General features: G+C 67.8%; 14 protein-coding genes. 8 read left to right on the forward strand and 6 right to left on the reverse strand.

The window, feature by feature from the left end:
- Position 1: 1 nt before the first annotated feature.
- From cydB to purT, 4 genes are all read right to left on the reverse strand, one after another.
- Positions 2-1156, reverse strand: coding sequence for a cytochrome d ubiquinol oxidase subunit II (gene cydB / locus ACKTT0_RS06005; RefSeq protein WP_407848935.1), 1155 nt, complete (start codon positions 1154-1156; stop codon positions 2-4).
- 15 nt (positions 1157-1171) lie between these two features.
- Positions 1172-2749 (reverse strand): cytochrome ubiquinol oxidase subunit I, encoded by a 1578-nt coding sequence (locus tag ACKTT0_RS06010; RefSeq protein WP_407848937.1) that lies wholly within the window; start codon positions 2747-2749, stop codon positions 1172-1174.
- A 126-nt stretch (positions 2750-2875) separates the two neighbouring features.
- Positions 2876-3421: a GbsR/MarR family transcriptional regulator gene (locus tag ACKTT0_RS06015; RefSeq protein WP_407848939.1), complete on the reverse strand. Its 546-nt coding sequence runs from the start codon at positions 3419-3421 to the stop codon at positions 2876-2878.
- A gap of 133 nt (positions 3422-3554) precedes the next feature.
- Positions 3555-4760, reverse strand: coding sequence for a formate-dependent phosphoribosylglycinamide formyltransferase (purT, locus tag ACKTT0_RS06020; RefSeq protein WP_407848941.1), 1206 nt, complete (start codon positions 4758-4760; stop codon positions 3555-3557).
- A gap of 105 nt (positions 4761-4865) precedes the next feature.
- On the opposite strand from purT, the gene ACKTT0_RS06025 reads away from it, so the two are divergent.
- The 8 genes from ACKTT0_RS06025 to hprK all read left to right on the forward strand — a co-directional run bounded on the left by ACKTT0_RS06025 (position 4866) and on the right by hprK (position 10750).
- Positions 4866-5855, forward strand: a complete 990-nt coding sequence (locus ACKTT0_RS06025; RefSeq protein WP_407848943.1) for a KpsF/GutQ family sugar-phosphate isomerase — start codon at positions 4866-4868, stop codon at positions 5853-5855.
- The gene (locus tag ACKTT0_RS06030; protein WP_407848945.1) at positions 5852-6460 is read left to right on the forward strand and encodes a KdsC family phosphatase; all 609 of its coding nucleotides are present in this window, start codon (positions 5852-5854) and stop codon (positions 6458-6460) included. The genes ACKTT0_RS06025 and ACKTT0_RS06030 overlap by 4 nt, the downstream gene beginning before the upstream one ends.
- A 13-nt stretch (positions 6461-6473) precedes the next feature.
- On the forward strand, positions 6474-7091 hold the full coding sequence (lptC, locus tag ACKTT0_RS06035; protein ID WP_407848947.1) for an LPS export ABC transporter periplasmic protein LptC: 618 nt from the start codon (positions 6474-6476) through the stop codon (positions 7089-7091).
- Positions 7088-7702 (forward strand): lipopolysaccharide transport periplasmic protein LptA, encoded by a 615-nt coding sequence (gene lptA / locus ACKTT0_RS06040; protein ID WP_407848949.1) that lies wholly within the window; start codon positions 7088-7090, stop codon positions 7700-7702. Before lptC ends, lptA begins: the two co-directional genes overlap by 4 nt.
- A 32-nt stretch (positions 7703-7734) precedes the next feature.
- Positions 7735-8520, forward strand: coding sequence for an LPS export ABC transporter ATP-binding protein (gene lptB, locus ACKTT0_RS06045; RefSeq protein WP_407848951.1), 786 nt, complete (start codon positions 7735-7737; stop codon positions 8518-8520).
- A gap of 253 nt (positions 8521-8773) precedes the next feature.
- Positions 8774-9112 carry a ribosome hibernation-promoting factor, HPF/YfiA family gene (gene hpf, locus ACKTT0_RS06050; RefSeq protein WP_028354994.1) on the forward strand — a complete coding sequence of 113 codons (339 nt, stop codon included), beginning with the start codon at positions 8774-8776 and terminating at the stop codon, positions 9110-9112.
- A gap of 236 nt (positions 9113-9348) precedes the next feature.
- Entirely contained in the window at positions 9349-9804 is a 456-nt protein-coding gene (locus ACKTT0_RS06055; protein WP_407848952.1) for a PTS sugar transporter subunit IIA, read from the forward strand.
- Between the two features lie 19 nt (positions 9805-9823).
- Positions 9824-10750: an HPr(Ser) kinase/phosphatase gene (hprK, locus tag ACKTT0_RS06060; RefSeq protein ID WP_407848954.1), complete on the forward strand. Its 927-nt coding sequence runs from the start codon at positions 9824-9826 to the stop codon at positions 10748-10750.
- 46 nt (positions 10751-10796) lie between these two features.
- Here hprK and ACKTT0_RS06065 read toward each other — a convergent pair whose 3' ends face one another.
- Both ACKTT0_RS06065 and ACKTT0_RS06070 read right to left on the reverse strand, forming a co-directional pair.
- A complete protein-coding gene (locus ACKTT0_RS06065; RefSeq protein ID WP_407848956.1) occupies positions 10797-12077 on the reverse strand; it encodes a c-type cytochrome in 1281 nt (426 codons plus the stop codon).
- Positions 12078-12087: 10 nt separating this feature from the next.
- Positions 12088-12828 carry a c-type cytochrome gene (locus ACKTT0_RS06070; RefSeq protein WP_407848958.1) on the reverse strand — a complete coding sequence of 247 codons (741 nt, stop codon included), beginning with the start codon at positions 12826-12828 and terminating at the stop codon, positions 12088-12090.
- Between the last annotated feature and the right edge of the window lie 78 nt (positions 12829-12906).

A 12906-nucleotide genomic window follows, 5' to 3' on the forward strand; every position in this document is an offset into this window, starting at 1 on the left:
CCTAGTAGGAATTGGGCGTGCCGCCCACCGATTCGTGCGTGACCTTGCCGCGCATCACGCGATAGACCCAGGCGGTGTACACGGTGATGATGGGCAGGAAGAACAGCACGGCCAGCAGCATGATCCACAGCGTCAGCCGGCTGGACGAGGCGTCCCATACGGTCAGCCCGAAGCGCGGGTCGGTCGACGACGGCATGAGGAATGGGAACAGGGCGAGCCCGACCGTGAGGATCACGCCGGCGATGGCCAGCGACGACACGATGAAAGCCAGCCAGTTGGCGCGCAGCGTCAGCAACAGCGCGACCAGCAGCGCGCCGCCCACGCCGAGCGCGGGCGCGACCCAGGCCAGCGGCCATTTTTCGAAGTTGGCCATCCAGCCGCCCGGCTGCACCGTCACGGCCTTGAGCAGCGGGTCGGAGGCGGCCATGGCGTTGGCCGGGCCGCTCAGGACATGGCCGTCGATGCCGCCCGCCACCCAGACTCCGCCGGTCACGAACAGCGCCGCGGTCAGGATGGCGGCGATACGGCCGGCCTGCCGCGCGCGCTCGGCCACGGCGCCGTCGGTGCGCCAGGCCAGCACGATGGCGCCGTGCATGACCAGCATGGCCACGCTGAGCAGGCCGGCCAGTAGCGCGAAGGGGCTGAACAGTTGGTAGAAATGGCCGTGGTAGACCGGCCGCAGCATGTCGCTGTCGAAGCCGAACGGCACGCCGACGATCAGGTTGCCCATCGCCACGCCGAACACCAGCGAAGTCACCACGCCCGATGCGCACAGGACGTTGTCCCAGGTCTGGCGCCAGCGGGTGCCTTCCATCTTGCTGCGGTACTTGAAGCCCACCGGCCGCACGATCAGCGCCACCAGGGCGAGCATCATGGCCAGGTAGAAACCGGAGAACGAGGCCGCGTACAGCAGCGGCCAGGCCGCGAAAATGGCGCCCCCCGCGGTGATGAGCCAGACCTGGTTGCCCTCCCAGACGGGACCCACGACGTTGATCACCACGCGCCGCTCGATGTCGGTGCGCGCCACCACGGGCAGCAGCGCCGCGACGCCCAGGTCGAAGCCATCCATGATGGCGAAGCCGATCAGCAGCAGGCCCAGCAATACCCACCAGATCACCCGCAAGGTCGCGTAGTCGAAAGGAATGAGACTGTCCATTTGCGATCTCCGTGGTCAGGCGGCGTCGACGGCCGCGATGGCGGGGTCGGCCGGCGCTCCCGAAGGCGCCGGCTTGTCCGGCTTCGGGCCGGCCTTGATGGCATGCAGCATGACCTTCACGCCGATGACCAGCAGCACCGTATAGAGCACCAGGAAGATCGTCAGGCTGATCAACAGGTCGCTCATGGTGAGCCCCGAGGCAGCGTAGTAGGTGGGCAGCACGCCCTCGATCACCCACGGCTGGCGGCCGTATTCCGCCACGAACCAGCCGGATTCGATGGCGACCCATGGCAGCGGCAGGCTCCAGAGGGCCACCTTGAGCAGGGCCGGCCGGCTGTCGAGCCTGCCGCGCGAGGCCAGCCAGAACGCCACGCCGAAGAACAGGATCAGGTACAGCCCCACCGCGACCATGATGCGGAAGGCCCAGAACAGCGGCGCCACATTTGGAATGGTGTCGAGCGCCGCCTGCTGGATGTCGGCGTCGGTGACCTTGGAAAGATCCGGCTGGTGGCGCTTGACCAGCAGCGCGTAGCCCAGGTCGGGCCACAGCTTGTCGAGCGTCATGCGGGCTTCGGTGTCGTTGGGATTGGCGCGGATGCGCTGCATCGCCTCGTAGGCCTGCAGGCCCTCGCGGATGCGGAACTCGGCGCGCTTGACCAGGTCGTCGATGCCCAGCAGCGGCGTGGTGAGCGAGCGCGTGCCGATGATGCCCATGACGTAGGGAATCTCGATCGCGAAGTCGTTCTTGCGCTCGGCCTGGTTGGGAATGGCGAACAGGTTGAAGCTGGCCGGCGCGGGTTCGGTATGCCACATGGCCTCCATGGCCGCGATTTTCATCTTCTGGTGCTCGGTGGTCAGGTAGCCGCTTTCGTCGCCCAGCACCACCACGGACAGCGCCGAGGCCAGGCCGAAACTGGCGGCCACCGCCATGGAGCGCTTGGCCAGGTCGACGTGGCGCCGCCTGAGCAGATACCAGGCGCTGATCGACATGACGAACATGGCGCCGGCCACATAGCCCGCGCTGACCGTATGCACGAACTTGGCCTGCGCCACTGGGTTGAAGATGACCGCGGCGAAATCGGTCATTTCCATGCGCATGGTGTCCGGGTTGAACACCGCCCCGACGGGGTTCTGCATCCAGCCGTTGGCGATCAGGATCCACAGGGCCGAGAAGTTGGTGCCGAACGCCACCAGCCAGGTCACGATGAGGTGGCCGACCTTGGACAGGCGGTTCCAGCCGAAGAAGAACAGGCCGACGAAGGTGGCTTCCAGGAAGAAGGCCATCAGGCCTTCCAGCGCCAGGGGCGCGCCGAATACGTCGCCGACGTAGTGGCTGTAGTAAGACCAGTTCATGCCGAACTGGAATTCCATCACCACCCCGGTGGCCACGCCGAGCGCGAAGTTGATGCCGAACAGCGTGCCCCAGAACATGGTCATGCGCCGCCAGATGTCGCGGCCGGTCATGACGTACACGCTTTCCATGATGGCCAGTATGAAGGACAGGCCCAGCGTGAGCGGCACGAAGATGAAGTGGTACATGGCCGTCGCGGCGAACTGGAAGCGCGACAGATTGACAACGTCGAGATCGATCATGGACAGCTCCCTAGCAGACAGCAAACCACGAAAGCACGCACATGCCGAGATCGATACGACAGCTGGCCCATGATAGGGGTCGCCACGGCAAGTTCATAGGAATACTCCTCGATTTGTGCCGCGGTGTCATTCCCGGCCCCGCAGCTTGCCGGCAAAATCCAACACTTTCTGTACCTTGGTGCCCAGTTTCATCAAGCTTTGCAGCGTCTCGGGCGGCAGGCGATGCACTTCGTCGAACCAGCCCGTGGACAATTCGATGAGTTCGAGCATTTCGCGCATGCGCTGCTGGGCATAGGCCTCGGAGGCGCCGGTGGGCGGCGCGAGCAGCGTGTCGCGCAACAGGGTGAGTGTGGGATCGATCTCGCGCTTGCGCTTTTCTTCCATGAGGATGCGGAAGATTTCCCAGACATCCTTGGGCGACTCGAAATAGTCGCGCCGGTCGCCCACCTGGTGCACCAGCTTGACCAGGCGCCACGACTGCAGCTCCTTGAGCCCCATGCTGACATTGGAACGGGAGAAACCCAGAGCTTCGGCGATGTCGTCCGCGTGCAGCGGCTGCGGCGACAGGAACAGCAGGGCGTAGATCTGCCCCACGGTGCGGTTGACCCCCCACCGGCTGCCCATTTCGCCAAAATGCAGGACGAAGCGTTCGGTCTGGGGGCTGAGCGTCATGAAAATTCTGTTACGTAGATTTCAGAAATTCCTGAAATTATCGAACTAACAGAAAAAGAACGCAAGCTCGTTGCGAATTGGCAAAGTCGCGCCTAGGCAGGAAAACAGGCGAACACGGCGTGCCCGCCGAAGTCTATGCGCGCACGGCCACCGTCGCTGCGACCCGCCCGGCTTTTTCGCGGGCTGCGTCCACGTCGGCCGCCACCGCCAGGGCTACGCCCATGCGGCGCTTCACGTAGGATTCCGGTTTGCCGAACAGCCGGATGTCCGTGCCGGGTTCGGCCAGGGCCTCGGCCACGTGGTGGAAGGACACCCCGCGCGCGTCCACGCCGCCATAGATGACACTGCTGGCGCCCGGCTGGCGCAGCGAGGTGTCGACCGGCAGGCCCAGCAGGGCTCGCGCGTGCAGCTCGAATTCGCTCTGGACCTGGCTGATCATGGTGACCATGCCGGTATCGTGCGGACGCGGGCTGACCTCCGAGAACCAGACCTGGTCGCCCGCCACGAACAGTTCCACCCCGAATACGCCCAGCCCGCCGAGTTCGGTGGTGATGGCGCGGGCAATTTCCTGGGCGCGCTCGAGCGCCGCGGGGCGCATCGGGTGCGGTTGCCAGCTCTCGACGTAGTCGCCGTCGACCTGGCGGTGGCCGATCGGGTCGCAGAAATGCGTATGCACGGCGCCGCGTGCGCGCACCGTGAGCAGGGTGATTTCATAGTCGAAGCGGATGAAGCCTTCGACGATGATGCGGCCCGCGCCCACCCGGCCGCCTTCCTGGGAATAGCGCCACGCGCCGGCGATGTCGTCGGGCCCCTGGATGACCGACTGCCCCTTGCCGGAGGACGACATGACCGGCTTGACCACGCACGGGTAGCCAATGCCGCCGTCGATGGCCTGGCGCAGCTCGGCCTCGCTGTCGACGAAGCGGTACGGCGAGACCGGCAGGTGCAGGGTCTCGGCGGCCAAGCGGCGGATGCCTTCGCGATTCATGGTCAGCTGGGCGGCGCGCGCGGTCGGAGTGACGCGCACAGCGCCGGCCGCCTCGAGCTCGACCAGGACGTCCGTGGCGATGGCCTCGATCTCGGGCACGACCACGGCGGGGCGCTCCTGCTCGATGATGCGGCGCAGCGCCTGCGCGTCGGTCATGGGAATGACGTGCGCGCGATGCGCCACCTGGTGGCCCGGCGCATCGGCGTAGCGGTCGACCGCCACGACTTCGGCCCCCAGCCGCTGCAAGGCGATGATGACCTCCTTGCCGAGTTCGCCGGCGCCCAGCAGCATGACGCGGGTGGCCGAGGCGGACAGGGGCGTGCCCAGCACGGGCGCGGGAAACGAAGACATGATGTGACGGGCCTGGAAAAAGAGTTGAAACCGGAAATTGCGGCGCCAGCATGCCATAGCACCCCCGGCGCCAGCAACCTGCCATACTACGATTAAAATCCCGCCATGACTGAGCATCCCCATTCTTCGTCCGAAGCCGCCCTCGACTCGGCGCGCCGCACCCTGCAGGTCGAGGCGCAAGCCATCCACGACCTGTCGGCCCGGCTGGACGACGGCTTCTCGCGCGTGGTCGACATGCTGCTGGCCTGCCGTGGCCGCGTGGTGGTCAGCGGCATCGGCAAGACCGGCCACATCGCCCGCAAGGTCGCCGCCACCTTCGCCTCGACCGGCACGCCGGCCTTCTTCGTGCACGCCGCCGAAGCCATCCATGGCGACCTGGGCATGATCACCCGCGATGACGTATTGATCGCGATCTCGCATTCCGGCTCGGGCCAGGAATTGCTGACGATCCTGCCGGTGGCCCGCCGCATGGGGGCCGGCCTCATCGCCATGACCGGCAACCCGTCTTCCGAGCTGGCGCGCCTGGCCGACCTGCACCTGGACACCAGCGTGGCGCAGGAGGCCTGCCCGCTCAACCTGGCGCCGACGGCCAGCACCACCGCCGCGCTGGCGCTGGGCGACGCGCTGGCCGTGGCTTGCCTGGAGGCGCGCGGCTTCGGCCCCGAGGACTTCGCCCGCTCGCACCCGGGCGGCACGCTGGGGCGCCGGCTGCTGACCCATGTGCGCGACGTCATGCGCAAGGGCGCGGCGCTGCCCACAGTAGGCCAGGATTCCCCGCTGTTCCCGGCGCTGGAAGAAATGTCGGCCAAGGGCATGGGCATGACCATCGTGCTCGACGCCGCCGGCAAGCCGGCGGGCATCTTCACCGATGGCGACCTGCGCCGCCTCATCGAGCGCCATGGCGACATCCGCAACCTGACGGTGGCCCAGGGCATGACGCGCATGCCGCGCAGCATCGGCCCGGACGCCCTGGCCGTCGAGGCCGCCCGCCAGATGGACGAACAACGGCTCAACCAGATGCTGGTGCTGGATGCCGACGGTTCGCTGCTGGGCGCCCTGCACATGCACGACCTGATGGCCGCCAAGGTGGTATGACCATGACGACTTCCCCCTCCTCCACCCATCCCGCCGAGGCCCTGGTGCTGGCCCGCATCGCGCCGGCCGTGCGCGAGCGCGCCGCCGCCGTGCGGCTGATGGTCTTCGACGTCGACGGCGTGCTCACCGACGGCAGCCTGTACTACGGCGAGAACGGCGAACTGTTCAAGCGCTTCCATGCGCTGGACGGCCACGGCCTGCGCCTGCTGATCGAGGGCGGCCTGAAAGTGGCCCTCGTCACCGGCCGCTCGGGGCCCATCGTCGACCGCCGCGCCGCCGAGCTGGGCATCGCCGAGGTCCACCAGGGCGTACGCGACAAGGCCGCCGCGCTGGCGGAACTCGCCCAGCGCAATGGCGTCGAACTGACACAGACCGGCTACATGGGCGACGACATCATCGACCTGCCCGCCATGCAGCGCGCCGGCTTCGCCGCCAGCGTCGCCAATGCGCCGGGCTACATCGCCCAGGCCGCGCACTGGGTCGCGTCGCAGCCGGGCGGCAGCGGCGCGGTACGCGAGTGCTGCGACCTGCTCCTGGCCGCGCAAGGCCGGCTGGGCGCCTTCATGATGGCGCCCGGCCTGCTGGGCCCCGGTGCCATCCAGTAACCGCCGCCACGGCATGAAAGAACGTCTCCCCGCCCTGATCGCGCTATTCCTGCTGATCGCGCTCGTCGCCGGCACCTGGTGGGCCGCCGACTACGCGCAGCGCGCCATACCGGTCGACCCGCCGCGCCGGCTGACCCACGAAATGGATTCCTGGGGGCGCGATTTCGTCATGCTGCGCACCGACCCGGCGGGCAAGCCGATCAATCGGCTCGAAGGCGACTATGTGCAGCATTTTCCCGACGACGACTCCTACCACGTGACGGCGCCGCGCGCGATCGGCCAGCAAGCCGAGAACCCCATCACGGTCGGCACTTCGAAGACCGCCATCATGGAGCGCGACGGCAAGCGCATCGTCATGAACGGCGAGGCGCATGTGCACCGCCAGCCCGACGCCAACAACGACGCGCTCGACGTGCGCAGCGAGCAGCTCATCATCCTGCCCGACGAGGACGTGGTCTACACCGACCTGCCGGCCGTGGTCGTGAAGGGCCGTTCGCGCATGAGCGGCACCGGCATGCACTACAACAACAAGACCCGGCAACTCCAGGTGTCGGCCTCCACCGACGTCAAGATCGACGGCGCCGAAACACGCCAGCGCCAGTCGCGCAAATCAACCCAGAACCGACCATGACCCATTCCCGTCCTCTTCTTGCTTCGACGCGGCTGCTCGGCGCCCTGCTGCTGGGCGCGGCCATGTGCGCGCAGGCGCAGCAACAGAATGCACCCGCCGAGGAGCCGAGCACGCTGATCCTGTCCGACACGCTGCACTACGACGACGTGAAGCGGCAAAGCATCTTCACCGGCAATGTCGTGCTGACGCGCGGCCTCATGAAACTGACCGCCGACCGGCTGGAAGTCCATGAAGACGCCGGCGGCAACCAGTACGGCACCGCCACCGCCGACAAGGGCAAGATCGTCACCATTCGCCAGGAACGCCCCGAGACGTACGAAGTCATCGAAGGCAAGGGCCTGCGCGCCGAATACGACGGCACCAAGAGCCAGTTCGACCTGATCGGACAGGCGGTCGTCACCCGCTACATCTGCGGCAAGCCGTTCGACACCATCCGGGGCGAACGCGTGCGCTACAACGAAAAAACCGGAATCTACCAGGCCCAGGGCGGCCCCAATTCGTCGGCGCCGGGCGGACGCGTGCGCTCGCTGGCCGAGCCGCGCGCCAAGGCCGACGCGGCCATCGCCGAGTGCCGCGCCAAGGGCGGCAAGGGCGCCAAGCAAGGCAGCTGACGCCCCCTTCGCCTCATCCGACCGCATCCACGATGACCCAGACCTCCAACCCTTCCTCCCCCGCCCCGGGCGTCAAGCAGGGCAGCCTGCGCGCCACCGGCCTGCGCAAGATCTACAACGGCCGCACCGTCGTGCAGGATGTCTCGCTGTCGGTCGTCAGCGGCGAGGTCGTGGGGCTGCTGGGCCCCAACGGGGCCGGCAAGACCACCAGCTTCTACATGATCGTCGGCCTCGTGCCCGCCGATGCGGGACGCATCGAGATCGACGACGCCCCGATCACCTCCATGCCCATCCACAAGCGGGCGCGCATGGGCCTGTCGTACCTGCCACAGGACGCCTCGGTGTTCCGGCGCCTGACGGTCGAGCAGAACATCCGCGCCGTGCTCGAACTGCAGATCGACGCACACGGCAAGACCTTGTCGGAATCCCAGATCAAGGAACAGCTCGAAGCGCTGCTGGACGAACTGCAGATCGGCCATATCCGCGGCAATGCCGCCATCTCGCTGTCCGGCGGCGAGCGCCGCCGCGTGGAAATCGCCCGCGCGCTGGCCACGCGGCCGCGCTTCATCCTGCTGGACGAGCCGTTCGCCGGGGTGGACCCGATCGCCGTGATCGAAATCCAGCGCATCGTGCGCTTCCTCAAGGGACGCGGCATCGGCGTGCTGATCACCGACCACAACGTGCGTGAAACCCTCGGCATCTGCGACCGCGCCTACATCATCAGCGAAGGCAAGGTGCTGACGGACGGCCAGCCCGACGAAATCGTCGGCGACCCCGCCGTCCGGCGCGTCTACCTGGGCGAACACTTCCGCATGTAACCCAGCCGCGCCCGCGCGGCAAGCCCCCTCCCGCCCCGGGAAAACCCCTGCCCACGGCCACCCTGGGGAGGGCGCCTGCGCTTGTCCCGGCGCAACTTGTTTTACCCGCCAGAGTCTATACACTAGTACTGAACGCCGCCGCTTTCCGCGGCAGCGCGAAACCTCTTTTCACCCTTCTACAGGAGGCCCTTTTACAAAATCCCTCGCGCGATTCGCGCACCCATTTCTCTTTTTCAAGGAAGGAGAGCGCACTATGAACCTGAGCATCTGCGGTCGTCACCTCGACGTCACCCCGGCCATCCGGGAATATGTCATGAATAAACTGGCGCGAGTGCTGCGGCATTTCGATCACGTGATCGATACCCAGGTCATGCTCTCAGTAGAGCCCCTGCGGCACAAAGCCGAAATCACCATGAGACTGCGCGGCAAGGACATCCACTGCGAAGCGGTGGACGAAAACCTCTACGCAGCCATCGACCTGCTGGCCGACAAGATCGATCGCCAGGTCCTCAAGCACAAAGACAAGGTGCAAAGCCATTCAGCCGAGTCGGTGAAGCGACAAGCCGCTGCCATCGCGCAGCAGAACCCGTAGTCCCGCGCCTCACCTCACGCTCGCGCCGAGCATGCGCCCGAGCTTGAACCCATGATCCCCCCGGTGGATCATCCGACCCCGGTGTCCCGCAGGATGCAGTACCCATCCCGCCGGGGCATCGGCTAGTCACCCTCCCCCTCCCATTAGCGTCCGGAACCGACTATGCTGTCGCGTTCACAAGGCACGCCGCCGCCGTGCGTTTTTGCACTGCGGCATATAACCATATAATGACCCGCATGAATCATTTGTCGCGCATCCTCCCCGCCGGCAACATCGTGCTCGACATGAACGCCACCAGCAAGAAGCGGGCGTTCGAGCAGGCCGGGCTACTTTTCGAAAATCATCATGGCCTGGCCCGGACCGTCGTGTTCGACAGCCTGTTCGCCCGTGAGCGCCTCGGCTCGACCGCGCTCGGGCAGGGCGTGGCGGTGCCGCACGGCCGCGTCAAGGGGCTGGAACAGCCCCTGGCCGCGTTCATCCGGCTGGCGCAGCCCGTGGCATTCGACGCCCCCGACGGCCAGCCGGTCACGATGCTGATGTGCCTGCTGGTGCCCGAGACCGCCACCCAGCAGCACCTGGACATCCTGGCCGAACTGGCGCAGCTCATGTCCAACAAGGCGTTGCGCGAAGGCCTGGCCACCGAAGCGGATCCGGCCGAAGTCCACCGGATGCTCACCACGGGTCAACGCTGACCGCCGCGGAGTCGCTGCCATGCTTACCGTGCAGGAACTGGTCGACGACAACGCCGACAAAATCCCCTTCAACTGGATCGCCGGCCACGGCGCCGCCGACCGGGCGATCCGCGACGACGGCATGGCGGCCGCCGACCTGGTCGGCCACCTGAACCTCATCCACCCGTCGCGCATCCAGGTGTTCGGCCAGGAAGAACTGGCGTATTACAGCCGCTTCGACCTGCGCCGCCGCACGCACCACATGGACGAGTTGCTGATCGGCGGCGTGCCGGCCATTTTGCTGGCCGACGGCCTCTCCCCGCCGCAGGACCTGATCGACCAATGCGAACAGCACCAGGTGCCGCTGCTGTCCACCCCGGTGGCGGCGGCCCAGCTCATCGACCTGCTGCGCATCTACCTGGGCAAGAAGCTGGCTCCCACCACCACGGTGCACGGCGTGTTCATGGACGTGCTCGGCCTGGGGGTGCTGATCACCGGTGAATCGGGGCTGGGCAAGAGCGAACTGGCGCTGGAGCTGATCTCGCGCGGCCACGGCCTGGTGGCCGACGATGCGGTGGAGTTCTCGCGCACCGCGCCCAGCATGATCGAAGGGCACTGCCCGCCACTGTTGCAGAACATGCTCGAAGTGCGCGGACTGGGGTTGCTGGACATACGCACCATCTTCGGCGAGACCTCGGTGCGCCGCAAGATGCGCCTGAAACTGATCGTCCACCTGGTGCGCGCCACCGCGCAGGACAAGTTCGAGCGCCTGCCCCTGCAGGACATCACCCAGGACATGCTCGGCCTGCCGGTGCGCAAGGTGATGCTGCAGGTCGCGGCCGGCCGCAATCTCGCCGTGCTGGTCGAGGCGGCGGTGCGCAATACCATCCTGAAGCTGCGCGGCATCGACACCCTGGGCGAATTCATGGAACGCCAGGCCATGGCGATCCTGCAGAGCAGCAAGTAGCCTGCCCCGCCCAGCGGGCGGGGCCTTCTGTCGGCGTAAGCAAGCCCTAATCGAGCGTCGCGGCGCTGCGCACGCGCTTGATGTCGAATGCGGTGACCGAGCCGGCGCCATTGCCCCAGCTGGACCGCACGTACGACACCAGCGCCGCCACGTCGGCATCGCCCAGCAGCGGGCCGAACGGCGGCATGCCATGCGGACGCGGGTTGGCCGCCGTGGCGGGGGCATAGCCGCCGTCCAGCACCACGCGGATCGTGTTGACGGGCGACGGCGCGGTGACGGTCGGGTTGCCCGCCAGCGCGGGCCACGCCCGGCCGCTGCCCGAGCCGTCGGCCTGGTGGCATTGCACGCAATGCTGCTCGTACAACTGGCCGCCGCGCTGCATCAGGGCGGCGCCGGCCGGGCGCCCCGGCGCCGGCCTGGTCTCGGCGGCGGGCAAGGACTTCAGGTAGGCGCCGATCGCCAGGGCGTCGGCGTCGGTCAGGTATTGCGAGCTGCCCAGCACCACCTCGGCCATCGGCCCGGCGGCGCTCGAATGACGCGCCATGCCGGTCTGCAGCAGGGTCGCGATGTCCTGTGCGCTCCAGCGCCCCAGCCCGGTCAGGGGATCGCCGTCCAGCGGCGGGGCGTACCAGTCCAGCCCGGCGATCAGAGCGCCGCCCAGGCGCTCGGCCCCGACGCTGGCGCCCAGGCGGTTGCGCGGCGCGTGGCAGGCCGCGCAGTGGCCCAGGCCCTGCACCAGATAGCGGCCGCGGTTCCACTGCGCCGGCTGGTCGGGCTGGTCCTGCTGGACGCCGGGGCGGAAATAGAGCGCCCGCCAGACTGCCAGCAACCAGCGCTGGTCGTAGGGAAACGCCAGGTCATGCGGACGATTGGCCCGCTCGACCGGCTCGACGGTGCGCAGGAAGGCATAGAGGGCATCGGCATCCGCACGGGTAATGCGCGTGTACTCGGTATATGGAAACGCGGGATACAGCAGGCTGCCGTCGCGCGATTTGCCGTTGTGCAGCGCGCGCCAGAAATCGTCGGCGCTCCAGGCGCCGATGCCGGTCTGCCGGTCTGGCGTGATGTTCGGGCCGTACAAGGTGCCGAACGGGGTCGGGATGGGCGTGCCGCCGGCATAGGCCTGGCCGCCGCGGGCCGTATGGCAGGCCGCGCAATTGCCCAGCCGGGCCAGGTAGCGGCCGCGTTCGACGAGCTGGCCGGCATCGGCCTGGACCGCGGCGGCGGCCTCGGCGTCGTCTTCGCGGGTGCCTACCCAGTACAGGATGGAAACGCCCGCCGCCACGGCGAGCACCAGGATCAGGAGGATTTGCTTGATGAGTTTCATGTCGTCCCCCTTAGTGCCGGGCCTGGCTGCCGCACTCGACCGGCAGGTCCGTCGACCCGGCGGGATCGGGCACGTAGGGCTCGACGATGGGGCGCGACGCCAGCCACGCCGAGAGGGCGCCGATGTCCTGGGGGGTCAGCTTGTCGGCGATGGCGGCCATGCAATCCGGCTCGGCCGCCCGGCGCAGGCCGTTCTTCCAGCCGCCGATCTGCGCGGCGATGTAGTCGCGCGGCAGGCCCAGCAGGCCGGGTATGGCGGGGGCCAGGCCGCTGAACGCAGCCCCGTGACAGGCGGCACAGGCCGGCAGCCCGCGCTGCGGGTCCCCCTGGGTGGCCAGCAGCCGGCCCTGCTCCAGGACGGCGGCCGAGACGGCGGGCGCGGTCGGCGGCGGATACGGGACATGCTGGTCGGCGAAGTAGGCTGCGATCTCGCGCAGGTAATCGTCGGGCAGGCCGTCCAGCAAATGGGCCATGGGACGGTACTGGCGCCGCCCGTCCCGGAAATTCAGCAACTGGTGATACAGGTAATCGCGCGGCTTGCCGGCCAGGCGCGGATAGTACCCATCCGTCCCTGCTTTACCCTGGTCGCCGTGGCAGGCGGTACAGGCCGCCACGCGCGCCTGCATGGTGTCCGGGCGCAGGGACGCGCCCTCTTGCGCCCCGGCGGGCCCGGCGGCCAGCGCCGCCATTCCCGCTGCGGCGGCCAGCGCGGCCGGGCCCGCAATACGGGAGAAAAGTGAAAATGCTGACATTCCTGGACAACATCGATGCAAAAGAAGGCCGCGCCCGGTCGGGAGCGGGAAGAGGAGCCCGCCCATGTTACAGGCCAA

Source organism: Bordetella saccharivorans, assembly GCF_045862855.1.
Taxonomy (GTDB): domain Bacteria; phylum Pseudomonadota; class Gammaproteobacteria; order Burkholderiales; family Burkholderiaceae_B; genus Bordetella_A; species Bordetella_A petrii_F.

Bases quoted from the DNA above. Each gene is read 5' to 3' on its own strand.
- lptC (WP_407848947.1), top strand. From the start codon at position 6,474: ATGAAAGAACGTCTCCCCGCCCTGATCGCGCTATTCCTGCTGATCGCG.
- ACKTT0_RS06030 (WP_407848945.1), top strand. From the start codon at position 5,852: ATGACCATGACGACTTCCCCCTCCTCCACCCATCCCGCCGAGGCCCTG.
- lptB (WP_407848951.1), top strand. From the start codon at position 7,735: ATGACCCAGACCTCCAACCCTTCCTCCCCCGCCCCGGGCGTCAAGCAG.
- cydB (WP_407848935.1), bottom strand. From the start codon at position 1,156: ATGGACAGTCTCATTCCTTTCGACTACGCGACCTTGCGGGTGATCTGG.
- ACKTT0_RS06055 (WP_407848952.1), top strand. From the start codon at position 9,349: ATGAATCATTTGTCGCGCATCCTCCCCGCCGGCAACATCGTGCTCGAC.
- hpf (WP_028354994.1), top strand. From the start codon at position 8,774: ATGAACCTGAGCATCTGCGGTCGTCACCTCGACGTCACCCCGGCCATC.
- lptA (WP_407848949.1), top strand. From the start codon at position 7,088: ATGACCCATTCCCGTCCTCTTCTTGCTTCGACGCGGCTGCTCGGCGCC.
- ACKTT0_RS06010 (WP_407848937.1), bottom strand. From the start codon at position 2,749: ATGATCGATCTCGACGTTGTCAATCTGTCGCGCTTCCAGTTCGCCGCG.
- ACKTT0_RS06070 (WP_407848958.1), bottom strand. From the start codon at position 12,828: ATGTCAGCATTTTCACTTTTCTCCCGTATTGCGGGCCCGGCCGCGCTG.
- ACKTT0_RS06025 (WP_407848943.1), top strand. From the start codon at position 4,866: ATGACTGAGCATCCCCATTCTTCGTCCGAAGCCGCCCTCGACTCGGCG.
- ACKTT0_RS06065 (WP_407848956.1), bottom strand. From the start codon at position 12,077: ATGAAACTCATCAAGCAAATCCTCCTGATCCTGGTGCTCGCCGTGGCG.
- hprK (WP_407848954.1), top strand. From the start codon at position 9,824: ATGCTTACCGTGCAGGAACTGGTCGACGACAACGCCGACAAAATCCCC.
- ACKTT0_RS06015 (WP_407848939.1), bottom strand. From the start codon at position 3,421: ATGACGCTCAGCCCCCAGACCGAACGCTTCGTCCTGCATTTTGGCGAA.
- purT (WP_407848941.1), bottom strand. From the start codon at position 4,760: ATGTCTTCGTTTCCCGCGCCCGTGCTGGGCACGCCCCTGTCCGCCTCG.